Here is a 23,485-nt window from a genome sequence, read left to right as displayed (position 1 = left end):
CTTAATTTTTTAATAAGTAAGATTATCAATGAGACAATTTTCCACCCTAATAATGAAAAGAGTCGGTTGCCGAGTGCATTTTATTCTAAAAAAGAGTATGATAGATACATATTGAAAAAGTAGGTTATATAACATGAAGATTATTCTTGTCGGAGGGGGGAAAGTTGGTTCTGCCCTTTGTCGTTCACTTGTCGCTGACAATCATGATGTTGTCTTAATTGAACAGAACGAAACCGTTCTTAATTACATGACAAGCCGTTTTGATATTATTGGAATTGCAGGTAATGGGGCTGACTTTGCCATGCTAGAAGCAGCCAATGTTCAAGACTGCGATATTTTCATTGCTATGACTCAATATGACGAGGTCAATATGGTCTCTGCTGTCTTAGCTAAAAAGATGGGGGCTAAAGAAACCATCGTCCGTGTCCGCAATCCTGAGTATTCCAACCCTTACTTTAAAGAAAAAAATATTCTCGGATTTTCTCTCATTGTCAATCCAGAACTCCTAGCGGCTCGTGCTATTGCTAACATCATCGACTTCCCAAACGCTCTTTCTGTTGAGCGTTTTGCAGGTGGCTTGGTTAGTTTGATGGAATTTGTTGTCCGTAAGGATAGCAATATCTGTCAGATGTCTATCGCAGACTTCCGGAAAAAGTTTGGCAATGTGATTGTCTGTGCTATTGAGAGAGATCATAAACTCATGATTCCAAGTGGAGACATGGTCCTCCAAGACAAGGATCGGATTTTTGTTACTGGCGATCGTGTAGACATGATGCTTTTTCATAACTATGTCAAATCTCGTGTCGTTAAGAGTTTACTCATTATCGGTGCCGGCAAAATCGCCTACTACCTTGTTGGTATTTTGAAAGATAGCCGTATTGATACCAAGGTCATTGAACTCAATCCAGATCGCGCAGCATTTTTCAGTCAAAAATATCCAAAACTCTACATTGTACAAGGGGATGGGACTGCAAAAGATATTCTCCTAGAAGAAAGTGCCCAACACTACGATGCTGTCGCAACCCTTACTGGAGTTGACGAAGAAAACATTATTACATCTATGTTCTTGGATAGTGTTGGTGTTCAGAAAAACATTACTAAGGTCAATCGAACTAGTCTCCTAGAGATTATCCATGCACCTGAGTTTTCTAGTATCATCACACCCAAAACCATCGCTGTTGATACGATTATGCACTTTATCCATGGTCGTGCCAATGCCCAATATTCAGACCTTCAAGCCATGCACCACCTAGCAAATGGACAGGTTGAGACTCTTCAATTCCTTATCAAGGAAGCTAACAAGATGACTGGCAAACCCTTGTCTCAATTGAAACTCAAAAAAGATATTTTAATTGCTGCTATTATCCGCAATGGAAAAACAATCTTCCCAACTGGTGAAGATAGCCTTCAAGTCGGTGATAAGTTAGTTGTCATCACACTACTATCAAATATCACCAAGATCTATGATCTGTTAGAGAGGTAAGCTATGAATAGAAGTATGGTACGATTTCTTCTTGCTAAGCTACTCTTGATCGAGGCTGGTCTACTCTTAGTTCCAGTTAGCATTGCTCTTTATTATCGAGAATCGAGTCAAGTTTTTACAGCTCTTTTCTCTACCATCGGAATCCTTGTTGTTCTAGGTCTTCTGGGAATTATCAGTAAGCCTAAAAAACAGCGAATCTATGCAAAAGAAGGGATCTTAATTGTAGCTCTCTGTTGGATTCTCTGGTCATTCTTTGGTGCCCTTCCATTTGTCTTTTCAGGACAAATTCCCAATATAATAGACGCCTTCTTTGAGATTAGTTCTGGCTTCACAACAACGGGAGCAACCATTTTAAATGATGTTTCTGTCTTAAGCCGTTCCCTTCTATTTTGGAGGAGTTTTACCCACCTCATCGGAGGGATGGGGGTACTGGTTTTTGCTCTAGCTATTATGGACAATGCTAAAAATAGTCACCTAGAAGTTATGAAGGCTGAGGTTCCAGGACCAGTATTTGGCAAGGTTGTATCTAAGCTAAAAAATACAGCTCAAATCCTTTATATCCTCTACCTGGCTATGTTTGCCCTCTTTGTGGTTATTTATTACCTTGCTGGCATGCCACTCTACGATAGTTTTGTCATCGCTATGGGTACTGCTGGTACAGGTGGCTTTACTGTTTATAATGATGGAATTGCCCACTATCACAGTTCTCTCATTACCTATCTGACAAGTATCGGGGTTTTGATGTTTGGTGTCAATTTCAACCTCTACTACTACCTCATGCTCCGTCGTATCAAGGAATTCTTTTTTGATGAAGAACTCCGAGCCTATCTCTTGATTGTAGCCATATCAACTGGCTTAATCACGCTTAACACACTCCACCTCTATAGCGGAGTTTCACAAAGCTTTGAGATGGCCTTCTTCCAAGTATCTAACATCATTACCACTACCGGTTTTGGATATGGAGATATCACGAACTGGCCTTTGTTCTCTCAATACATCTTGCTAATGCTGATGGCAATCGGTGGTTCTGCCGGCTCCACTGCAGGTGGTCTCAAGGTTATCCGTGGAGTCATCCTCTCTAAGATTGCTAAAAATCAAGTCTTGTCTACCATATCACCTCACCGTGTGTTAACCCTTCAGGTTAATCAAACGGTTATTGATAAGGATACCCAGCACAAGATTCTGAAGTACTTTGTGGTTTATATCATGATTTTACTCAGTTTGATTTTCATCGTCAGTTTAGATACCAATAATTTAATGGTTGTTACGAGTGCTGTTTTCAGTTGCTTTAACAATATCGGTCCTATTTTAGGAACAACTGCAAGTTTCTCAATTTTTAGTCCATTTTCAAAACTTCTACTATCTTTTGCAATGATTGCAGGACGTCTTGAAATCTATCCAATCATACTGCTCTTTATGAAGCGCACTTGGTCTAAACGTTAGAACACCTATCTCCTCTCTTCAAGGAACCCTTGAAGGGAGATTTTTTAGTTTCAAAAGACAAGACAGCCCTAAAAATCGACAATTGGGAATTTAAGGACTTTTCTCTCCTATCTTTTAGCTATAATAAGAAAAAAATATAGGGGATACTTTATGGAAAAAGTCATAAAATCAATTCGACTACTCTTGTTCTTTGCCTTAATCCAACTGGCACTTTGTAGTTGTATCTTTTGGTCTGGAACCTCTCTGGCCCTCAAACAATCCTGTTTTTATTTTCTACTGGCTTTATTGAGCTTATCTGGGTCTTGTGCCTCTATGCATTATTTATCTAGTCACAACTTAAAAAGAGATAGACTGATTGACAGGAGTCGCTTTATCTTTTTATTTTATAGTATGATGATTGTGGTCAATCTCTGTGGAGTTGGGCTGGTTCTATCAGAGACTATCGTTACTGTCAACTTACTTCAAAAAGAAGCCGTGGAACTCATCCTACCCTCCTTCTTTTTTCTCTTTGGAGTTGATCTCGTCACCTTTCTCCCCTTGAAAAAATGGAGAAGGTTACAAAGAAATCCCAGTAGCAAGGAAGTGAGATTTTCCATCATCATCATTTCCATTTTAATCTTCCTACGTAATCCAATCACCATTTTATCGATTGCTTTTTATATTGGTCTTGGTGCTCTATTTCTCAGTTTTTTATTCCCCAAAAATTTGAGACAGGAGGTATCATTCTACAGTCATTTGATTCGGGATATTTTATTCGTCGTCTGTACGTTCCTCTTATGGTAACAAATAGAATCCTTGCAATAATTATGTTATAATTAATAAAAATTTTTTAGGAGATACATCAATGAACTTTTTTAAAGATTTTCGTAAGCGACTCGCTTGGTTTGGGATTTTGTTAGTAGCTATCTTTCTATCTCAGACTCCTATGCTAACTCTAGCTATACTAACTAAAATTCAGTTTAATCCAATCTGGTCAACAATTCTTGTGTCCCTTATTTCGATTCTTGTGCTTGCTATCTTTTTATACGGAGCCCATAAGAGCAAGTTGCTGGATTTAAAATCTAAACTTTTCACCGTTAACGATCTTCCTCGCATTCTCTTTAGCTACCTAGCTATTTATGTTGGAAATCTTGTGGGTGGAATCTGGTTACAACTCGTGAAGCAAACAACAACTTCTAATCAACAAGTAATTAACAACCTTATTTCTGAAAGTTCTCTGATTAGCAGTTTCTTCCTCATCGTTTTAATCGCACCTATTTGTGAAGAAATCATCTGTCGCGGGATTATTCCTACCAAACTCTTCCAAGGCTACGAAAAGTTTGGCTATGTCATTGGTTGGCTAATCTTCCTCCTTGCACATATGCCTTCTAATCTCCCTTCCTTCTTGATTTACGGTTGGATGTCTACTGTACTCACTTGGACTGCTTATCGTACCAGACGTTTGGAAATGTCTATCTCGGTCCATATGCTACTTAATAGTATCAGCTTCATCTTACTGGCACTCTTTACAATTTTTATGAAAAATTTCGGTATCTAATACCCAACTATCCATTTCCTTAGACTAGAATGTTTCGTTCCAGTCTAAGGGATTTTTTTGTTTCAACAAACTTTTCACCTCAGAAAATCCACCTTTTTCTACAATCTCAAAATTTTTTAAAAAAATTTTAAAAATATTTTTATGCATAAATTTTATAGAATGTAAATATAAGTTAACTTAACATGTATATTTGTGAATATTCTTATAAAAAAATGTAAGAAATCCTATAAAATAGCCATTTTCAAGCCTTTTTGGCCTTATCATATTCCTTGTAATGCATATTAATTTGTGATACTATTAACTTGTAAGCGATACCAATATAGTTTGGTACACACGAGAAAAAAGGAGGAAACACATGTCTTCACATCCAATTCATGTTTTCTCAGAAATTGGGAAACTGAAAAAAGTTATGTTGCACCGTCCGGGTCAAGAATTAGAAAACTTGATGCCAGATTACCTTGAGAGGTTGCTCTTTGATGACATCCCATTTTTAGCAGATGCCCAAAATGAACACGACGCCTTTGCTCAAGCACTCCGTGACGAGGGAATCGAAGTGCTCTATCTTGAACAATTGGCTGCTGAATCATTAACTTCTCCTGAAATACGTGACCAGTTCATAGAGGAATATCTCAATGAAGCAAATATTCGTGGTCGACAAACTAAAAACGCCATCCGAAAACTGCTTCATGATATTGACGACAACCTTGAACTGATCCAGAAAACAATGGCAGGTGTTCAAAAAGTTGAATTACCTGATATTCCTGAAGAAGGTAAAGGATTAACAGACTTAGTTGAATCTGACTATCCGTTTGCTATCGACCCAATGCCTAATCTATACTTCACTCGCGATCCATTTGCGACTATCGGGAATGCAGTATCACTCAACCATATGTACGCCGATACACGCAACCGTGAAACACTTTATGGTAAATACATCTTCAAGTATCACCCAATCTATGGTGGTAAGGTAGAACTCATCTATAATCGTGAAGAAACCACTCGTATCGAAGGTGGAGATGAACTTGTTCTTTCAAAAGATGTCCTAGCAGTTGGTATCTCTCAACGGACCGATGCCGCTTCTATCGAAAAACTCTTGGTCAATATCTTCAAAAAGAATGTTGGCTTCAAGAAAGTCTTGGCTTTTGAATTTTCAAACAGCCGTAAGTTCATGCACTTGGATACCGTCTTCACCATGGTAGACTATGACAAGTTTACGATTCATCCTGAAATTCAAGGAAACCTTCACGTCTATTCTGTCACTTACGAAAATGAAAAACTCAATATTGTTGAAGAAAAAGGAGATTTGGCAGAACTCCTTGCTCAAAACCTCGGTTTAGAAAAAGTTACACTCATTCCTTGTGGTGATGGTAATATTGTTGCAGCTGCTCGTGAACAATGGAATGATGGCTCTAACACACTCGCTATTGCACCAGGTGTCGTAGTTGTTTATGAACGCAACACTGTAACAAATAAGAAACTTGAAGAATATGGACTTCGTCTCATTAAGATTCGCGGACGGGAATTGGTACGTGGACGTGGTGGACCTCGTTGTATGTCAATGCCGTTTGAACGTGAAGACATTTAGATTCTTCCTATTTCTGCCTAGCATCTGCTAGCAGAATCATGCTTGTTAGAAAAGGATATATAGAATGATACATTCAGTATTTCAAGGAAGAAGTTTTCTAGCTGAAAAAGATTTTACCCGTGCAGAGCTCGAATATTTGATTGGACTTTCAGCTCACTTGAAGGATCTTAAAAAACGAAACATCGAACACCGCTATCTAGCTGGTAAAAATATTGCTCTTTTATTCGAAAAAACTTCTACCCGTACACGCGCAGCCTTCACAACTGCTGCAATCGATCTTGGTGCACATCCAGAATACCTGGGGGCAAACGATATTCAACTAGGTAAAAAAGAAACTACTGAAGATACCGCAAAAGTTTTAGGACGTATGTTTGATGGTATTGAATTCCGTGGTTTTAGTCAAGATATGGTTGAAGAATTAGCAGAATTCTCTGGTGTTCCTGTTTGGAATGGCTTGACGGATAAATGGCACCCAACTCAAATGCTTGCAGACTATTTGACAGTACTAGAAAATTTCGGACATCTTGAAGGTTTGACTTTGGTTTACTGTGGTGACGGTCGTAATAATGTTGCCAATAGCCTTCTAGTAACAGGTGCGATCCTTGGTGTGAACGTTCATGTCTTTTCACCAAAAGAACTCTTCCCAGATCAAGCAGTTGTTGCACTGGCTGAGGAATATGCCAAAGAAAGTGGGGCTCACATTCTCATCACAGAAGATGCTGACGAAGCTGTAAAAGGGGCTGATGTCCTTTACACTGATGTTTGGGTATCTATGGGCGAAGAAGATAAGTTTGCAGAGCGCGTCGCTTTGCTAAAACCTTACCAAGTCAATATGGATCTTGTTAAGAAAGCAGGCAATGAAAACTTAATCTTCCTCCACTGTTTACCAGCCTTTCATGATACGAACACTATCTATGGCAGACAAGTAGCTGAGAAATTTGGCGTAAAAGAAATGGAAGTAACTGATGAGGTCTTCCATAGCAAGTATGCTCGTCAATTTGATCAAGCAGAAAATCGTATGCACACCATTAAAGCCGTTATGGCCGCTACACTAGGAAATCTCTATATTCCTAAAGTGTGATGCCAACTATAACAAACAGCTTAGGGGCTGAGACTAGTGTTTTAGTCCAGTCCCTTTTTGTAGAAGTTACGAGCTCTGAGTTGAAATTTCCCAATAGTCACCATTCAAGCAAAAACCTCATAACAAGTAACTGCCTTCCAGTTATCCGCATTTCGAAATTCCAACTCAACTCGTCCCTACAAAGTCTTTCTTCTCAACTTCCAAATCCAAGCTTTTAACCAAAATTGGTTTTTGTTCATCCAAAAGAAAGGAGCGCTCATGTCTCATCGTAAAATCGTTGTCGCTCTTGGAGGAAATGCCATTCTGTCCACAGATCCATCTGCTCAAGCTCAAGAAGCTGCTCTGGCAGAAACAGCACGTCATCTGGTGAAACTCATCCAAAATGGCGATGAATTGATTATCACCCATGGCAATGGACCGCAAGTTGGTAACCTACTCCTCCAACACCTAGCAGCGAATTCCGAAAAAAATCCCGCCTTTCCTCTCGATTCACTTGTTGCTATGACAGAGGGTAGCATCGGTTTTTGGCTCCAGAATGCTCTGGAAAATGCTTTACAAGATATTCATCTTGATAAAACTGTCGTTTCTGTTGTCACACAGGTTGTCGTAGACAAGGATGACCCTGCCTTTCTCAATCCAACCAAACCAATCGGTCCATTCTACTCAGAAGAAGAGGCTAAAGCGGAAAGCGAAAAAACTGGGGCTAACTTTAAAGAAGATGCAGGTCGTGGTTGGCGTAAGGTAGTGGCTTCTCCAAAACCCATTTACATCAAAGAAATCGATAGTATACGAACACTCTTAGACAAGGGACAAATTGTCATCGCAGCAGGCGGTGGAGGTATTCCTATTGCTAAAAATGAAAACGGTTACTTCTCAGGGGTAGAAGCTGTCATCGATAAGGATTTTGCATCGCAATGCTTGGCAGAGCTAGTCGAAGCAGATCTCTTCATCATTTTAACTGGTGTCGATTATGCCTATATCAACTATAACAAACCAAATCAGGAAAAATTGGAACGGGTAACTGTAAGCCAACTTCAAGAATACATCAAAGAGGGGCAATTTGCTCCTGGTAGTATGCTACCAAAAATCCAAGCTGCCATTGATTTTGTGACCAATCGTCCAGCAGGAAAAGCAGTTATCACTTCTCTTATCAATCTAGGAGCCTTGATTGAATCTGAAAGTGGAACAATCATTGTGAAAGAATAATAGTTTAGTCATACCTTTCAAGAAAGTTTAGTCAGCACTCTTGCCACATCATTCGTTTTTATACTGTGTGACATAGTTTAGGAGGAAAAACAAATGAGTGAAAATAAAAAAAGGTTTCAAATGCCCTCATCATACACTGTTTTGATTATCATCATTGCCATTATGGCATTTTTAACCTGGATCATTCCAGCAGGTAAGTATGATACCAATGAAGCAGGTAACCTCATCGCAGGTACCTATCAAACTGTTGACTCAAATCCTCAAGGGATTTACGATATCCTTATGGCACCAATTCGTGCCATGCTCGGTCACAAACCAACCAGCGCAGCTATCGACGTTGCCTTCTTTATCCTTATGGTCGGAGGTTTCCTTGGTGTCGTAAACGCTACTGGTACACTCGATGTAGGGATTGCCTCCATCGTTAAAAAATACAAGGGTCGCGAAAAAATGTTGATTCTCATCCTCATGCCCCTCTTCGCACTTGGAGGAACTACCTATGGTATGGGAGAAGAAACCATGGCCTTCTATCCCCTTCTTATTCCTGTAATGATGGCAGTTGGTTTTGACAGTATCACTGCCGTAGCCATCATCTTACTAGGTTCTCAAGTTGGTTGTTTGGCATCTACATTGAATCCATTTGCTACTGTTATCGCTTCTGATACTGCGGGAATCTCTTCTATGGATGGTGTTATTCTCCGTGTTATCTTCTGGTTTGTAATGACTGGACTCAGCACCTATTTCGTCTATCGCTATGCAGAAAAGATTCAGAAAGATCCTACTAAATCACTCGTTTACGCTCAACGCGAAGAAGATATCAAACACTTCAATGTTTCAGAAAACGATGATGCACCATCTACCTTGAGCAAGAAACAAAAACATGTTCTCGCTTTATTTGTAGTGACCTTTATCATTATGATTGCAAGTTTCATCCCTTGGGTTGATTTACATGTTACTGTCTTTGAAGATTTCAAAAATTGGTTAATCGGCCGTCCTGTAATCGGAGGCATCATCGGTTCATCTGCTCAACCATTTGGTAGCTGGTACTTCCCAGAAGGCGCCATGCTATTTGCCGTCATGGGTATCCTGATTGGTGTTGTTTATGGTCTCAAAGAAGGAAAAATCGTCTCTACCTTCTTAACTGGTGCGGCAGACTTGCTTTCAGTAGCCTTGATTTGTGCGGTTGCTCGTGGTATCCAAGTTATTATGAACGATGGTATGATTACTGCAACCATCCTACACTGGGGTGAAGTTGGCCTTCAAGGTCTCTCTCCTCAAGTCTTCATCGTATTGACCTATATCTTCTACCTACCTATGTCCTTCCTCATTCCTTCTTCATCTGGCCTTGCTAGTGCAACCATGGGTATCATGGCTCCTCTTGGAGAATTCGTCAATGTCAAAGCCAGCCTTATCGTTACTGCCTACCAATCTGCATCTGGTGTCCTTAATCTTGTCACTCCTACTTCAGGTATTGTCATGGGAGCTCTTGCTCTTGGTCGTGTCAGTCTTGGAACTTGGTGGAAGTTTGTTGGAAAACTTGTCATCTCAATTGTCATTGCAAGTATTCTACTTCTTATCTTGGGCACCCTAGTGCCATTCTTATAGAAACAAAGGGAGATACGGATGAAATCCTATATTACAGAATCAATCAAAGAGGATTTTCTTCAAAGTTTGAAAACCATCATCTCCTATCCATCTGTTCTCAAGGAAGGTGAAAATGGTACTCCTTTTGGTCAAGCCATCCAAGATGTCCTGAAAAAAATGCTGGACTTGTGTCAAGATCTTGGTTTTAAAACCTATCTGAATCCTCAAGGATATTATGGGTATGCAGAAGTTGGTGAAGGTGATCTCCTTGCCATCCTCTGCCACCTAGATGTAGTTCCTGCAGGCGATTTGAAAGACTGGGAAACTCCTCCATTTGAAGCAAGTATCAGAGATGGGCGGATTTATGGTCGGGGTGCGCAGGATGATAAAGGACCTTCTCTTGCAGCCCTTTACGCAGTTAAGAGCTTGCTTGACCAAGGAATTCCATTCAAAAAACGGGTTCGTTTCATATTTGGTACTGATGAGGAAACCCTTTGGCGTTGCATGACAAGATATAATACCATTGAAGAACAGGCCAGCATGGGATTTGCTCCTGACTCCTCATTCCCATTAACCTATGCAGAAAAAGGGCTCCTACAGGTTAAACTTCATGGTCCTGGATCAGAACAACTCGCCTTAGATGTAGGCGAAGCTTTCAATGTCGTTCCTGATAAGGCAACTTATCAAGGACCACTTATGGATCAGATCCAGGCAGGCCTAATAGCTGTTGGCTACGATTATCAACAAAATGACCAGAGCCTTACTGTTCTAGGTGTGTCTAAGCACGCCAAGGATGCCAGCCAGGGGATTAATGCAGTCATTCGACTAGCCACCGTCCTTGATTCCATTCAATCCCATCCTGCACTGACATTTCTTGCCAAAGAAGTTGGTCAAGATGGTCAAGGAAAAGGAATCTTTGGTGATATCAGCGACCAGCCTTCTGGACATTTATCCTTTAATGTGGCCGCCTTAAGCATTACTCCCGAAAGTTCTGAGATTCGAATTGATATCCGAATCCCAGTCCTTGCAGACAAGGATGCCCTTGTTCATCAGCTGATAGAGTGTGCAAAAACTTACCAACTTAGCTACCAAGAATTTGACTACCTAGCACCACTTTATGTGGCAAGAGATAGCCTGCTCGTCACTACTCTCATGCAGGTTTATAAAGAAAAAACTGGCGATAACAGCCCCGCTCTATCATCTGGCGGTGCAACCTTTGCACGTACGATGCCAAACTGTGTCGCTTTTGGCGCCCTATTCCCAGGAAGAGAGCAAACAGAACACCAAGCAAATGAATATGCTATCTTAGATGATCTCTATCATGCTATGGATATCTATGCTGAAGCTGTTTACCGATTAGCGACCTAAAAGACCTCCTAAACTCCGTCCCACATTGGGGCGGAGTTTTAGGGAAATTTTGAATAGCAAGCTACAAGAAAAGCCAAGAAGATATTTTTCTTGGCTTTTTACAATAAATTTAAGGTAAGTGACCACCTAAGGTACTCATTTTCCGCTACAACACGCAATTAGTATGGCAATAACAGGCAGCTAGTCCACTTCCTTTCTGTTACGACGTCAAAACCCACGAATCGACTCCATTCGTGGGTTTTGACTAATGAAACGTTTAGGCAAATCGCCTTAACGGTTACCAATTATTAGATTACGACACGGAGTTTGGCAAATCGATTTTATTTGCCAAACGCAGTTAGTAAGGCAGTTAGCTAGTGGGTTTTGCCTAGTAAAGCGTTTAGGTAAACCGCCATAGCGGTTGCCGTTTATTAGATTACGACACAAAGAGGAGAAAACGATTATTTTTCGTCGATGAGTTAGTGAGGTAGTCAGACCACTTTCTACCCATCACGACGTAAAGTTTTACGGATCGATAATATTCGTAAAACTTTACTAGTGGAGCGCCTAGCCAAGTCCCATAGAAACTTGGCGTTAGTTACTTAGATTGTTATACAACCACATAAATTTACTGAACTACGACACGGAGTTTGGCAAATCGATTTTATTTGCCAAACGCAGTTAGTAAGGCAGTTAGCTAGTCCGCTTCCTTTCTGTTACGACGGTAAAACCCACGAATCGATACCATTCGTGGGTTTTGCCTAGTGAAGCGTTTAGGTAAACCGCCATAGCGGTTACCGTCAAATGACAGCAACTTTGTGTTGCTAGTCATTTGTAACGATTTACATCTTCTCTTCTAACTCTACATCCGGATACTTGTCCGCAAACCAGCGGAGGGCAAAGTCGTTTTCAAAGAGGAAGACAGATTGGTCAAAGCGGTCTTTAGCCAAGATGTTTCGACTTGAAGACATGCGCTCATCCAAATCTTCTGGTTTAATCCAGCGAACGGTCTTTTTACCCATTGGGCTCATAACCACTTCTGCATTGTACTCATTTTCCATCCGGTGCTTGAAGACTTCAAACTGCAATTGACCAACGGCCCCAAGCATGTATTCACCTGTTTGGTAGTTGGTATAAAGCTGAATAGCTCCTTCTTGAACCAATTGCTCGATTCCCTTGTGGAAGGATTTTTGCTTCATAACGTTCTTAGCAGAAACTTTCATGAAAATTTCAGGAGTAAAGGTTGGCAGTGGTTCAAATTCAAATTTGTTTTTCCCAACTGTCAAAGTATCTCCCACCTGATAAGTACCAGTATCGTAAACCCCGATAATATCTCCTGCTACGGCATTGGTGACATTCTCACGACTTTCTGCCATAAACTGGGTAACATTTGATAGTTTAGCACTCTTACCAGTACGAGGAAGATTAACACTCATACCACGCTCGAATTCACCCGATACGATACGGACAAAGGCGATACGGTCACGGTGACGAGGGTCCATGTTGGCTTGGATTTTAAAGACAAAGCCTGAGAAATCCTTGTCGTAAGGATCCACAATTTCGCCATCTGTTTTCTTGTGACCGTGTGGTTCTGGAGCAAACTTGAGGAAGGTTTCAAGGAAGGTCTGTACTCCAAAGTTAGTAAGAGCCGAACCGAAGAAGACTGGAGTTAATTCACCCGCAAGGATAGCTTCCTCTGAAAATTCATTTCCAGCTTCTTGCAAGAGTTCGATGTCGTCTTTCACTTGCTCGTAGAATGGGTTGCTAGCAAATAGCTTGTCTCCATCTTCTAGACTGGCAAAGCGTTCATCCCCTTTGTAGAGTTCCAAGCGTTGATTATAGAGGTCGTAAAGCCCCTCAAAGGCTTTCCCCATCCCAATCGGCCAGTTCATTGGGTAACTGGCGATGCCCAATACTTCTTCCAATTCTTGCAAGAGATCCAGCGGCTCACGACCGTCACGGTCCAGCTTGTTCATAAAAGTGAAGACTGGAATACCACGGTGTTTGACAACCTCAAACAATTTCTTGGTCTGGGCCTCAATACCCTTGGCAGAGTCCACCACCATGACCGCAGCATCCACCGCCATCAAGGTTCGGTAAGTATCTTCTGAGAAGTCCTCGTGCCCTGGTGTATCTAGGATATTGACACGTTTGCCATCGTAGTCAAACTGCATGACAGATGAGGTTACCGAAATCCCACGTTGTTTCTCGATATCCATCCAGTCTGACTTGGCAAAGTTTCCTGTTTTCTTTCCTTTTACAGTACCTGCCTCACGAATCTCTCCCCCAAAGTAAAGCAATTGCTCAGTGATAGTCGTTTTACCAGCGTCCGGGTGGGAGATGATGGCAAAGGTACGACGTTTTTTGATTTCTTCTTGAATACTCATAACTTCTCTTTCTTTTTACTTTTTTTTGAATTATTTGAATTTCTAATCGCTTTTTATTACATTGGACTCTAAAATTCCTTTCAACACTCCATTATATCGGATTTTAGACAGTTTTTCAATTGCCTACACAAGAAAAAGCAGGTCTCTATAATAGACTTGCTTTTTAAATAATGGATGTTGCAATTTGTATTTTGTGATTGGTCGACTCAGATTCTACATCTTCTTTTAGCTTACAATCGATATCATGAAAGAGTTGATTCTAAAGCCATTTTCTTTTGCCAGCGTTTCTTAAACAAGATATCAAAGAGTACTAAGGCTGAAGAAAGAATGATTGAAACCAGAAGATACTTAATCCAAATAGGAGCATCTGGAATAAAAGGCGTGGTATTCAAGAGTCCGTAGTTTCCACCTGTCACTTGATTAACTCCAACTAGAAAAAGATTAAGAACAAAAGTGTAAGCGATAATTCGATACTTTTTAAGCATGGTTTTATCATAATGATTCATGAGATAGACCAGGGAATTGACCAAGAGAGCATAATGTCCAATCAGGAATGAAAAACTGGTAATATGTGGGAAATCATAAGGATCAAAAACTGGATAGCCCAAGGCAAATACTGCTCCACTAGCTCCCATAAGGGCAAAATACTGCTTGGTTTTCCATTTATCTGGCAAGAATACTACTGCAAACATGGCCAAGCGGCAATGGTATAAAGGTAGACTATTTGAAAATGGAATGCTAAAACCTATATACCAAGTGTAAAGAGCTAGCAGTTGCGCTATTTGAATCCACTTAAATAATCGAACAAATTTGGGATTTTTGTAGTAAGTAAGGGACCCATAGATAGACAGTGCAAGAAGGCCTATCATGACACCGTACCAAAAAATCGGAATAGGCGGTGGTGTGGTTTGGGTTCTTGTAATAAAATGATGCATAAGATCTCCTTAATTTATTAGCTGACGATTCTTCAGTTTATATTTAACAAATTGATTGATGAGGACGAGAATCCCTGTCATCAAACTAGTTACTATCAAATAATTAACCAAGGCGCCACGATCCCCAATCACAGGGGGATTACTCATAAAGCCATAATTCCCTCCTGTCAAGAGGTTGGCTAGAAAGATAATAGCATTGACACCAAAGGTCATCTGACATATTTTCCAAGCATCCCCTTTTTCAACTTTATAATATCTAATAAGATAAATCAAGCAGTTAGCCAAGAGGGCCCAGTGTCCGAAAACATTGTTGACCGAGGAAACATGAGGGAAAGGAAACGGATAAAAGACTGGATAAACTAAAGCCATGATAGAGCCAAAAACTCCCACTAAAGCAAAGTATTGTTTGAAAAAAGTCTTATCAGGAGCAAAAAGAATCATCCACATAGCCATGCGGCTATGATAAAAAGGGAGAGCCTCAGACAAGGGCAGGCGTGCCGAAATATACCAAGCGTTGATAATCAGTAATTGGATCAATTGACCCCAATACCAAAAATCTCGATAGCGCTTAGATGAGGCATAACGAATCGATAAAACAGTTATGACTACCAAAGACGTAGGTAATAAAAAGTACCAGGCTCCCAAGTGTGGAAGCACCGTTTTTTTACTGGTAAAAAGTAAATCCCAAAGTGTCATGTTTCACCCCTAATGTGTTTTCATTTGATCAATTATCCAACTCGTTTTCCAACTTAAAACGACTCTTAGTCTTTCCTCTAATTTCAACCATTATATCGAATAAAAAACCTTTTTTCAATTTCTATTTCTTTTCAACTTGACTTACCTTATTTATAGGAAAATATGGTAAAATAGAACAGATAAATAATCATCATTTCACGAAAGGATGCAAGATGAAAATTACGCAAGAAGAGGTAACACACGTTGCCAATCTTTCAAAATTAAAATTCTCAGAAGAAGAAACTGCTGAGTTTGCGACAACCTTGTCTAAGATTGTTGATATGGTCGAATTGCTGGGCGAAGTCGACACTACTGGTGTCGAACCAACGACTACCATGGCAGATCGTAAGACCGTTCTTCGCCAAGACATAGCCGAAGAAGGAACTGACCGTGATCGCTTGTTTAAAAATGTACCTGAAAAAGAAAACTACTATATCAAGGTACCAGCTATCCTAGATGACGGAGGAGATGCCTAATGACTTTTAACAATAAAACGATTGAAGAGTTGCACAACCTCCTTGTATCTAAGGAGATTTCTGCAACCGAACTAACGCAAGCAACGCTTGAAGATATCAAGGCGCGTGAAGAGGCTATCAATGCCTTTGTCACTATCGCTGAAGATCAAGCTCTTGCTCAAGCCAAAGCTATTGACGAGGCTGGAATTGACGCTGACAATGTCCTTTCAGGAATTCCGCTAGCAGTTAAGGATAACATCTCTACAGACGGCATCCTCACAACTGCTGCCTCAAAAATGCTTTATAACTATGAGCCAATCTTTGATGCGACAGCTGTTGCCAATGCAAAATCTAAGGGCATGATTGTTGTCGGAAAAACCAACATGGACGAGTTTGCCATGGGTGGTTCTGGTGAAACATCTTACTACGGTGCAACTAAAAATGCCTGGGACCACAGCAAGGTTCCCGGTGGATCATCTAGTGGTTCCGCAGCTTCTGTAGCTTCAGGACAAGTCCGTTTGTCTCTTGGTTCTGATACAGGTGGATCCATCCGCCAACCGGCTGCCTTCAACGGAATTGTCGGTCTCAAACCAACCTATGGAACAGTTTCACGTTTTGGTCTGATTGCCTTTGGTAGCTCATTAGACCAGATTGGACCTTTTGCTCCTACCGTTAAGGAAAATGCGCTCTTGCTCAATGCTATTGCTAGCGGAGATGCCAAAGACTCTACTTCTGCTCCTGTCCGCATTGCTGACTTTACTTCAAAAATTGGTCAAGACATCAAGGGCATGAAAATTGCTTTGCCTAAGGAATACCTTGGTGAAGGGATTGACCCAGAAGTTAAAGAAACTATCCTCAACGCAGCCAAGCACTTTGAAAAACTTGGTGCAGTTGTAGAAGAAGTCAGCCTTCCACACTCTAAATACGGGGTTGCAGTTTACTACATCATCGCTTCATCTGAAGCTTCTTCAAACTTGCAACGTTTTGACGGTATCCGCTATGGTTTCCGTGCTGAAGACGCTAAGAACTTGGACGAGATTTACGTTAACACTCGTAGCCAAGGATTCGGTGACGAAGTGAAACGTCGTATCATGCTTGGTACTTTCAGTCTTTCATCAGGTTACTACGATGCTTATTATAAGAAGGCTGGTCAAGTTCGTACCCTCATCATCCAAGATTTTGAAAAAGTCTTTGCAGATTACGATCTCATCCTCGGTCCAACAGCTCCAAGCGTGGCCTTTGACTTGGATTCGCTCAACCACGATCCAGTTGCTATGTACTTGGCGGATCTCTTGACCATCCCAGTCAACTTGGCAGGTCTACCAGGAATTTCAATTCCTGCAGGATTTGCTCAAGGTCTACCTATCGGTCTCCAATTGATTGGTCCAAAATACTCTGAAGAGACCATTTATCAAGCTGCTGCTGCTTTTGAAGCAACAACAGACTACCACAAACAACAACCCGTGATTTTTGGAGGTGATAACTAATGAACTTTGAAACAGTCATTGGACTTGAAGTCCACGTAGAGCTCAACACCAATTCAAAAATCTTCTCACCTACTTCTGCCCACTTTGGAAATGACCAAAATGCCAATACCAACGTGATTGACTGGTCTTTCCCTGGCGTACTACCAGTTCTCAATAAAGGCGTTGTTGATGCCGGTATCAAGGCCGCTCTTGCCCTCAACATGGACATCCACAAAAAGATGCACTTTGACCGTAAGAACTACTTCTATCCAGATAATCCTAAAGCCTATCAAATTTCTCAATTTGATGAACCAATCGGTTATAACGGCTGGATTGAAGTGGAGCTAGAAGACGGAACAACTAAGAAAATCGGTATTGAGCGTGCCCACTTGGAAGAAGATGCTGGTAAAAACACCCACGGTACTGATGGCTACTCTTATGTTGACCTCAACCGTCAAGGGGTGCCATTGATTGAGATTGTATCTGAAGCCGACATGCGTTCACCAGAAGAAGCTTACGCTTATCTAACAGCCCTCAAGGAAGTGATCCAATATGCTGGTATTTCCGATGTTAAGATGGAAGAAGGATCTATGCGTGTGGATGCCAACATCTCCCTTCGTCCTTATGGTCAAGAGAAATTCGGTACCAAAACTGAGTTGAAAAACCTCAACTCCTTCTCAAACGTGCGTAAAGGTCTTGAATACGAAGTCCAACGCCAGGCTGAAATCCTTCGCTCAGGTGGTCAAATCCGCCAAGAAACACGCCGTTACGATGAAGCGAATAAAGCAACTATCCTCATGCGTGTCAAGGAAGGTGCTGCAGACTACCGCTACTTCCCAGAACCAGACCTACCACTCTTTGAAATCTCAGATGAATGGATCGAAGAGATGCGTACTGAATTGCCAGAGTTTCCAAAAGAGCGCCGTGCTCGTTACGTTTCTCAACTTGGTCTATCAGAATACGATGCTAGCCAGTTGACTGCCAATAAAGTCACTTCTGATTTCTTTGAAAAAGCTGTCGCCCTCGGTGGTGATGCTAAACAAGTTTCTAACTGGCTCCAAGGTGAAGTCGCTCAATTCTTGAACGCCGAAGGTAAGACACTGGAACAAATCGAATTGACACCAGAAAACTTGGTTGAAATGATTGCCATCATCGAAGACGGTACTATTTCGTCTAAGATTGCCAAGAAAGTCTTTGTTCACCTAGCTAAAAATGGTGGTGGAGCGCGTGAATACGTAGAAAAAGCTGGTTTAGTTCAAATCTCAGATCCTGATGTTTTGATTCCAATTATTCATCAAGTCTTTGCGGATAATGAAGCCGCTGTTGCCGACTTCAAGTCAGGAAAACGTAACGCCGACAAGGCCTTCACAGGATTCCTCATGAAAGCAACCAAGGGTCAAGCCAACCCACAAGTAGCCCTTAAACTACTTGCCCAAGAATTGGCTAAGTTGAAAAACGATCAATAATCAATCTCAATATAACTGTCACAAGTTGATGAAATTAGTCATTGCTTGATGCCTTGCACTTTGTACTCACATAGTTAGGAGACATATGAAAAAGTTATATACTCTTCTCGCCACTTGTTTATTGTTGTTCTTCTTCACACCATTTAACTCAATTGATGCTGGCGTTGGCCATTCGCGAAGTGGTAGCTCTAGCCGAAGCAGTTCAAGAAGTAGCAGCCGCAGTAGCTCAAGTCGCAGCTCCTCTTATAAAAGTAGCTATCGCTCTGGAAGTAGCTCCTCTAGTTCAGGTGGTTCTTTAGGTACTGGTATGAACATGCTTATCATGTTTGGTGTTGGAGGTTTCTTACTCTACATGTTCATCAAATATCTAAGCGATCAGAATTCATCTTCTGGCAAGTCTTACGGTAGTTCAACTGGATATAATCCACCTAGCCATCGCCGAGTAGAACACAACACACTAGCTGTTAATCGTGTCAAATATGGTGATCCAAACTTTGATGCTGATGCCTTCGCTTCATGGGGTAAAGAAGTCTATATTCAGTTGCAGGCAGCCTGGACTAAAAAGGATTGGAATTTGGTTCGCTCTCTCGAAAGTACTAGTCTCTATTCCCAACATAGTACTCAACTTGAAGATCATATTCGGGCAAAAACAACCAATGTTTTAGAAAAAGTCTATGTTGAAAATATCCGCATTAAAGATTTCTACGAAAATCCAGATGGAAATGATACTTTAGTGGTTATCCTTTCATCTACACTCAGAGACTATGTTATCGATGATGAGACTCGTAAGGTTATCGAAGGAGACCCTAAACAAGATCTATTTACAGTTTATCAAATGAACTTTATCCGCAAACATGGTAGTCAAACCGAAAACAATGTTCAAGATGAAGCTGTTAGCGACCACTGTCCAAACTGTGGCGCTCCACTTAAAATCTCAGCTATTAGCCAATGTGAATACTGCGGAGCTGATCTCACACGTAGTCCAAACCAATGGGTACTCGATACCTACGATGTTGTGGATGAAGACGAACTTTATAATTAGGAGGAAATTATGGGATTTATTCGTGCCGCCCTATCTTCAGGGCTTAATAGTTTCAACGATAGCAAATTTAAAGAAGCGATCGTATTTCCAAATAACCTAACAGCAGATGCTTTGGCCATTAAAGGTCAACTTCTTTCAAAAGATCCAGATGGCAAATCTAGACAAAGCAATCAAAACACTGGACTACTAACAGATGGTAGTGTCGTTATTGTTCCTCAAGGCTATGTCGCTATTCTAGTGAACAACGGTACCTTCCTTGGAGACGTCTTAGAAGCTGGTAGCCACGAATGGCGTTCTGGAGACAATGCCTGGCTTCTTGAAAAAGGTGGCCTAAAGGGTACTTGGGAAAATTTCAAAAACCGCTTCTCATTTGGTGGTCAAGTCATTACCCAACAAGAAATCATCTTTATTCGTATGCAACCCGTTGCCGGAAATAAATTCGGTACACAAAATGCTGTAGAATATTTCAGTGAACGTTATCAACAATTACTTAACATCCGCTTCTACGGTTTGTTTGATATCAAAGTTGCTGATCCAGTCCTATTCTACGTCAGCTCCATCAGTCAACAAATTGAAGACCATAAAGCCTTTACATTACAAAATGTAGCTCAAGGAACACTTCGACAAAATATCGCACCAAAGATTGCTATTGCAATTGCTAAGTTTACCAATGAAAACAAGGTAGATATCTATAGCCTTAATGCCAATCAAGATACTTTCAATGAGCTAGCAAAACAAGAAGTTAATAAGGTATGGGCTGGACTTTATGGGATTGAAACAACTAATATTCTACTTGAAGATTTGAGCTATGATCAAGAAAGCTTAGATATTGTCCGTAAGCTTGATAGCGAACTTGTCGCTATGAAGTACAATACGATCGAGATTGAAGAACGTCGTGCTCGTAATGAAGCTCTCATCGCTGCTGCTAACAATGAAGGCAATGGCAATGGTATGAACATGATTATGGGAATGAATCTAGGACAAACACTTGGCAATCAACTCAACCAACAAGCCCAAACTCAAGCCCCTGTTCAAAATAACGGGCAAACTGCAAGCAAGACCTTCTACATCGAGGTAGACGGCAAGTATGTTCTCGTAACCAAAGATGAAGAAGGAAATATCGTACCAGTCAACTAATTCAAGCTCATCTGATATTTGAGAATTATTGCATTTTATGGTACAATAAAGAGTAAACTATTTATTAAAGAGGTAAAAACATGATTGAAGCAAGTAAACTAAAGGCTGGTATGACTTTTGAAACAGCTGAAGGAAAATTGATCCGCGTTTTGGAAGCTAGCCACCACAAACCAGGTAAAGGAAACACTATCATGCGTATGAAATTGCGTGATGTCCGCACTGGTTCAACTTTTGAAACAAGCTACCGCCCAGAAGAAAAATTTGAGCAAGCGATCATCGAAACAGTTCCAGCTCAATACTTGTACAAAATGGACGACACAGCTTACTTCATGAACACAGAAACTTACGACCAATACGAAATTCCTGTTGTGAATGTTGAAAACGAATTGCTTTACATCCTTGAAAACTCAGATGTAAAAATCCAATTCTACGGAACTGAAGTAATCGGTGTAACTGTACCAACTACTGTTGAATTGACAGTTGCTGAAACACAACCATCTATCAAAGGTGCTACTGTTACAGGTTCTGGTAAACCAGCAACAATGGAAACTGGTCTTGTCGTGAACGTTCCAGACTTCATCGAAGCAGGTCAAAAATTGATTATCAACACTGCAGAAGGAACTTACGTTTCTCGCGCCTAATCTCTAGAAACTAGAAAGAGGTCATTCTATGGGAATTGAAGAACAACTTGGCGAAATCGTCATCGCCCCACGTGTACTTGAAAAAATCATTGCTATTGCAACTGCGAAAGTTGAAGGCGTACACTCTTTTTCAAACAAATCAGTATCTGACACCCTTTCAAAACTTTCTCTTGGTCGTGGCGTATATCTAAAAGAAGCAAACGATGAGCTCACAGCTGATATCTACCTCTACCTAGAGTACGGTGTCAAAGTTCCTAAGGTTGCTATGGCTATCCAGAAAGCTGTTAAGGATGCTGTCCGTAACATGGCTGATGTTGAAATCTCTGCTGTCAACATTCACGTTTCAGGTATCGTTCCAGATAAAACACCAAAACCAGAATTGAAAGACTTATTCGACGAGGACTTCCTCAATGACTAGTCCATTATTAGAATCTAGACGTGAACTACGTAAGTGTGCTTTCCAAGCCTTGATGAGTCTTGAATATGGTTCAGATCTAGAAACTGCTTGTCGCTTCGCCTACACACATGATCGCGAAGATACAGACGTACAACTTCCTAACTTCCTTGTAGAGCTCGTTTCTGGTGTCCAAGCTAAGAAGGATGATCTGGACAAACAAATCACTCAACATTTGAAAACTGGTTGGACCATCGATCGTCTGACTTTGGTAGAAAAGAATTTACTACGCCTAGGAGTTTTTGAAATCACTTCATTTGATACTCCTCAGCTCGTAGCTGTTAACGAAGCCATTGAACTTGCTAAGAGCTTTTCAGATCAAAAGTCAGCCCGTTTCATCAATGGACTCCTCAGTCAATTTGTGACAGAAGAAGATTAAATAATATAGAAAAAGTGTTTGACAATTATCAAACACTTTTTTCTTTGCCTTCCACTATCTAAAAAAGTGGTAATAGACATAATTATAAACAAATATCCAGATGGGCTTGGCATAAGTGAGAAAGTTGAAAAAACTATGGCACAGGATTGTAATTTTCAGATTCTTTGTCCAACGGTAGACCAGGGCAAAGAAAAGGCCTCCTAAACTATAAATGATCAAACTGATGGGATCTCGATGGGAAACCACCAAATGACTGATTCCAAAGATAAGAGCTGATAAGATAACATCCAGATAATACTTGGAGTTTGGAAAGAAGGTATTCATAAAATATCCTCTCAGAACTATCTCCTCCAATATAGGTGCGACGACTACTATTAAACTAAACTTGAGAACAGTTGATAGAAAAGTTGGTTGTCCATTGGAGTATAGGACCGAAAGAAGGTCTTGAAAGATATACTTATTGTCAGTTAAGTGATGGAATCTTAAGTCAAAAGCATCCACCAACTGACGAAGAAAATAAATAGCTACTAAACTGACTACAAGGAAAAAGAGAGTTGACCAACTCCAAGCATTTTTTTCAAAAATATAGAGCATCTTTTTCTTTTTGAGCCAATAGATAAATAATCCTAAAAGAGCTAGTTGCTTTACTGCTAAAATAATAAAATAGCCATCTATCCCCCATTTTAAAAACTTAGTCAGATGCAAAACCCCTAACTCTGGTAGATAAACTGATAGAAATATCAGTAAGATAAATACTCCCAAATGCCAAAGTTTTTTCATACTCACTCCTAAAAAATTAAAATTACCTTGATGGAGGGAAAGATTAACAATCCCCTATTCAGTTTATCAGTTATATACTGATCTAGCACAGCATAAAATCTATAAAAACCTAGTCTATTCTCTGTAGCACTTATAAATTATCATTCCTTATTATATAATATACATCTTTTTTTAACGACTCTCAGTTCCATTTCCCCAACTGTCAATTTTTAATCCTGATACTAGACTAAAATCAAAAAACATCTTATAATAGTAGTTATGAAACTTACAAACGAAGAAACACAAAAAATTGAACAACTCTTAAAAGATTCATCGTACGCCAAATATCACAAACGTCTACAGATT

The 23,485-nt window shown here is 40.4% G+C and carries 21 protein-coding genes; 16 read left to right on the top strand and 5 right to left on the bottom strand.

All coding sequences use genetic code 11. The features are described 5' to 3' along the window. Positions 1 to 133: 133 nt before the first annotated feature. From trkA to QM911_RS06255, 8 genes are all read left to right on the top strand, one after another. The gene (gene trkA, locus QM911_RS06290; protein WP_414313444.1) at positions 134 to 1,483 is read left to right on the top strand and encodes a Trk system potassium transporter TrkA; all 1,350 of its coding nucleotides are present in this window, start codon (positions 134 to 136) and stop codon (positions 1,481 to 1,483) included. Between the two features lie 3 nt (positions 1,484 to 1,486). Further along, a complete protein-coding gene (locus QM911_RS06285; protein ID WP_414313443.1) occupies positions 1,487 to 2,926 on the top strand; it encodes a TrkH family potassium uptake protein in 1,440 nt (479 codons plus the stop codon). An 844-nt stretch (positions 2,927 to 3,770) separates the two neighbouring features. Further along, positions 3,771 to 4,463, top strand: coding sequence for a CPBP family intramembrane glutamic endopeptidase (locus tag QM911_RS06280; protein ID WP_061862720.1), 693 nt, complete (start codon positions 3,771 to 3,773; stop codon positions 4,461 to 4,463). 355 nt (positions 4,464 to 4,818) lie between these two features. Continuing rightward, the gene (arcA, locus tag QM911_RS06275; protein ID WP_414313442.1) at positions 4,819 to 6,048 is read left to right on the top strand and encodes an arginine deiminase; all 1,230 of its coding nucleotides are present in this window, start codon (positions 4,819 to 4,821) and stop codon (positions 6,046 to 6,048) included. Between the two features lie 67 nt (positions 6,049 to 6,115). Continuing rightward, entirely contained in the window at positions 6,116 to 7,129 is a 1,014-nt protein-coding gene (argF, locus tag QM911_RS06270) for an ornithine carbamoyltransferase (protein WP_198921496.1), read from the top strand. A gap of 258 nt (positions 7,130 to 7,387) precedes the next feature. Then, positions 7,388 to 8,335: a carbamate kinase gene (gene arcC, locus QM911_RS06265; protein ID WP_414313441.1), complete on the top strand. Its 948-nt coding sequence runs from the start codon at positions 7,388 to 7,390 to the stop codon at positions 8,333 to 8,335. 93 nt (positions 8,336 to 8,428) lie between these two features. Further along, the gene (locus tag QM911_RS06260; protein ID WP_414313440.1) at positions 8,429 to 9,937 is read left to right on the top strand and encodes a YfcC family protein; all 1,509 of its coding nucleotides are present in this window, start codon (positions 8,429 to 8,431) and stop codon (positions 9,935 to 9,937) included. An 18-nt stretch (positions 9,938 to 9,955) separates the two neighbouring features. Beyond that, the gene (locus tag QM911_RS06255; protein ID WP_414313439.1) at positions 9,956 to 11,284 is read left to right on the top strand and encodes a dipeptidase; all 1,329 of its coding nucleotides are present in this window, start codon (positions 9,956 to 9,958) and stop codon (positions 11,282 to 11,284) included. A 676-nt stretch (positions 11,285 to 11,960) separates the two neighbouring features. Here QM911_RS06255 and QM911_RS06250 read toward each other — a convergent pair. The 4 genes from QM911_RS06250 to QM911_RS06235 all read right to left on the bottom strand — a co-directional run bounded on the left by QM911_RS06250 (position 11,961) and on the right by QM911_RS06235 (position 15,281). Continuing rightward, entirely contained in the window at positions 11,961 to 12,095 is a 135-nt protein-coding gene (locus QM911_RS06250) for a hypothetical protein (protein WP_275043521.1), read from the bottom strand. Positions 12,096 to 12,105: 10 nt separating this feature from the next. Further along, positions 12,106 to 13,650 carry a peptide chain release factor 3 gene (locus QM911_RS06245; RefSeq protein WP_414313438.1) on the bottom strand — a complete coding sequence of 515 codons (1,545 nt, stop codon included), beginning with the start codon at positions 13,648 to 13,650 and terminating at the stop codon, positions 12,106 to 12,108. A gap of 242 nt (positions 13,651 to 13,892) precedes the next feature. Then, positions 13,893 to 14,585 carry a TIGR02206 family membrane protein gene (locus tag QM911_RS06240; protein WP_414313437.1) on the bottom strand — a complete coding sequence of 231 codons (693 nt, stop codon included), beginning with the start codon at positions 14,583 to 14,585 and terminating at the stop codon, positions 13,893 to 13,895. Positions 14,586 to 14,594: 9 nt separating this feature from the next. Beyond that, positions 14,595 to 15,281, bottom strand: a complete 687-nt coding sequence (locus QM911_RS06235) for a TIGR02206 family membrane protein (protein WP_414313436.1) — start codon at positions 15,279 to 15,281, stop codon at positions 14,595 to 14,597. A gap of 212 nt (positions 15,282 to 15,493) precedes the next feature. Between QM911_RS06235 and gatC the strand changes: the two genes are divergently transcribed. The 8 genes from gatC (at position 15,494) to nusB (ending at position 22,360) form a co-directional block, all read left to right on the top strand. After that, complete coding sequence (gatC, locus tag QM911_RS06230; protein ID WP_414313435.1) at positions 15,494 to 15,796, top strand: Asp-tRNA(Asn)/Glu-tRNA(Gln) amidotransferase subunit GatC; 303 nt, start codon at positions 15,494 to 15,496, stop codon at positions 15,794 to 15,796. Further along, positions 15,796 to 17,262 (top strand): Asp-tRNA(Asn)/Glu-tRNA(Gln) amidotransferase subunit GatA, encoded by a 1,467-nt coding sequence (gene gatA / locus QM911_RS06225; RefSeq protein ID WP_414313434.1) that lies wholly within the window; start codon positions 15,796 to 15,798, stop codon positions 17,260 to 17,262. The genes gatC and gatA overlap by 1 nt, the downstream gene beginning before the upstream one ends. After that, on the top strand, positions 17,262 to 18,707 hold the full coding sequence (gene gatB / locus QM911_RS06220; protein ID WP_414313433.1) for an Asp-tRNA(Asn)/Glu-tRNA(Gln) amidotransferase subunit GatB: 1,446 nt from the start codon (positions 17,262 to 17,264) through the stop codon (positions 18,705 to 18,707). The genes gatA and gatB overlap by 1 nt, the downstream gene beginning before the upstream one ends. An 85-nt stretch (positions 18,708 to 18,792) precedes the next feature. Then, positions 18,793 to 19,749, top strand: coding sequence for a zinc-ribbon domain-containing transport protein (locus tag QM911_RS06215; RefSeq protein ID WP_414313432.1), 957 nt, complete (start codon positions 18,793 to 18,795; stop codon positions 19,747 to 19,749). A gap of 9 nt (positions 19,750 to 19,758) precedes the next feature. Beyond that, complete coding sequence (locus QM911_RS06210) at positions 19,759 to 20,886, top strand: SPFH domain-containing protein (protein WP_414313431.1); 1,128 nt, start codon at positions 19,759 to 19,761, stop codon at positions 20,884 to 20,886. Between the two features lie 80 nt (positions 20,887 to 20,966). Further along, the gene (gene efp, locus QM911_RS06205) at positions 20,967 to 21,527 is read left to right on the top strand and encodes an elongation factor P (protein ID WP_000568646.1); all 561 of its coding nucleotides are present in this window, start codon (positions 20,967 to 20,969) and stop codon (positions 21,525 to 21,527) included. Positions 21,528 to 21,555: 28 nt separating this feature from the next. Continuing rightward, positions 21,556 to 21,945 carry an Asp23/Gls24 family envelope stress response protein gene (locus QM911_RS06200; protein WP_000510582.1) on the top strand — a complete coding sequence of 130 codons (390 nt, stop codon included), beginning with the start codon at positions 21,556 to 21,558 and terminating at the stop codon, positions 21,943 to 21,945. Further along, positions 21,938 to 22,360, top strand: a complete 423-nt coding sequence (nusB, locus tag QM911_RS06195; RefSeq protein ID WP_000203647.1) for a transcription antitermination factor NusB — start codon at positions 21,938 to 21,940, stop codon at positions 22,358 to 22,360. The genes QM911_RS06200 and nusB overlap by 8 nt, the downstream gene beginning before the upstream one ends. Before the next feature lie 54 nt (positions 22,361 to 22,414). Here nusB and QM911_RS06190 read toward each other — a convergent pair whose 3' ends face one another. Then, complete coding sequence (locus tag QM911_RS06190; protein WP_414313430.1) at positions 22,415 to 23,140, bottom strand: lysostaphin resistance A-like protein; 726 nt, start codon at positions 23,138 to 23,140, stop codon at positions 22,415 to 22,417. Positions 23,141 to 23,485: the final 345 nt, after the last annotated feature.

The organism is Streptococcus infantis (assembly GCF_047460825.1).
GTDB classification, from domain to species: Bacteria; Bacillota; Bacilli; order Lactobacillales; family Streptococcaceae; genus Streptococcus; species Streptococcus infantis_V.
The sequence above is the reverse complement of the archived record's forward strand: the minus strand, read 5'-3'. Positions and strand labels throughout refer to the sequence as shown.

Excerpts from the sequence above, each read along its gene's own strand:
- efp (WP_000568646.1), top strand. The coding sequence starts at position 20,967 with ATGATTGAAGCAAGTAAACTAAAGGCTGGTATGACTTTTGAAACAGCT.
- gatC (WP_414313435.1), top strand. The coding sequence starts at position 15,494 with ATGAAAATTACGCAAGAAGAGGTAACACACGTTGCCAATCTTTCAAAA.
- QM911_RS06260 (WP_414313440.1), top strand. The coding sequence starts at position 8,429 with ATGAGTGAAAATAAAAAAAGGTTTCAAATGCCCTCATCATACACTGTT.
- gatB (WP_414313433.1), top strand. The coding sequence starts at position 17,262 with ATGAACTTTGAAACAGTCATTGGACTTGAAGTCCACGTAGAGCTCAAC.
- QM911_RS06200 (WP_000510582.1), top strand. The coding sequence starts at position 21,556 with ATGGGAATTGAAGAACAACTTGGCGAAATCGTCATCGCCCCACGTGTA.
- QM911_RS06250 (WP_275043521.1), bottom strand. The coding sequence starts at position 12,095 with ATGACTAGCAACACAAAGTTGCTGTCATTTGACGGTAACCGCTATGGC.
- QM911_RS06215 (WP_414313432.1), top strand. The coding sequence starts at position 18,793 with ATGAAAAAGTTATATACTCTTCTCGCCACTTGTTTATTGTTGTTCTTC.
- QM911_RS06285 (WP_414313443.1), top strand. The coding sequence starts at position 1,487 with ATGAATAGAAGTATGGTACGATTTCTTCTTGCTAAGCTACTCTTGATC.
- arcC (WP_414313441.1), top strand. The coding sequence starts at position 7,388 with ATGTCTCATCGTAAAATCGTTGTCGCTCTTGGAGGAAATGCCATTCTG.
- QM911_RS06190 (WP_414313430.1), bottom strand. The coding sequence starts at position 23,140 with ATGAAAAAACTTTGGCATTTGGGAGTATTTATCTTACTGATATTTCTA.
- trkA (WP_414313444.1), top strand. The coding sequence starts at position 134 with ATGAAGATTATTCTTGTCGGAGGGGGGAAAGTTGGTTCTGCCCTTTGT.
- QM911_RS06240 (WP_414313437.1), bottom strand. The coding sequence starts at position 14,585 with ATGCATCATTTTATTACAAGAACCCAAACCACACCACCGCCTATTCCG.
- nusB (WP_000203647.1), top strand. The coding sequence starts at position 21,938 with ATGACTAGTCCATTATTAGAATCTAGACGTGAACTACGTAAGTGTGCT.
- QM911_RS06280 (WP_061862720.1), top strand. The coding sequence starts at position 3,771 with ATGAACTTTTTTAAAGATTTTCGTAAGCGACTCGCTTGGTTTGGGATT.
- QM911_RS06255 (WP_414313439.1), top strand. The coding sequence starts at position 9,956 with ATGAAATCCTATATTACAGAATCAATCAAAGAGGATTTTCTTCAAAGT.
- QM911_RS06210 (WP_414313431.1), top strand. The coding sequence starts at position 19,759 with ATGGGATTTATTCGTGCCGCCCTATCTTCAGGGCTTAATAGTTTCAAC.
- QM911_RS06245 (WP_414313438.1), bottom strand. The coding sequence starts at position 13,650 with ATGAGTATTCAAGAAGAAATCAAAAAACGTCGTACCTTTGCCATCATC.
- gatA (WP_414313434.1), top strand. The coding sequence starts at position 15,796 with ATGACTTTTAACAATAAAACGATTGAAGAGTTGCACAACCTCCTTGTA.
- QM911_RS06235 (WP_414313436.1), bottom strand. The coding sequence starts at position 15,281 with ATGACACTTTGGGATTTACTTTTTACCAGTAAAAAAACGGTGCTTCCA.
- arcA (WP_414313442.1), top strand. The coding sequence starts at position 4,819 with ATGTCTTCACATCCAATTCATGTTTTCTCAGAAATTGGGAAACTGAAA.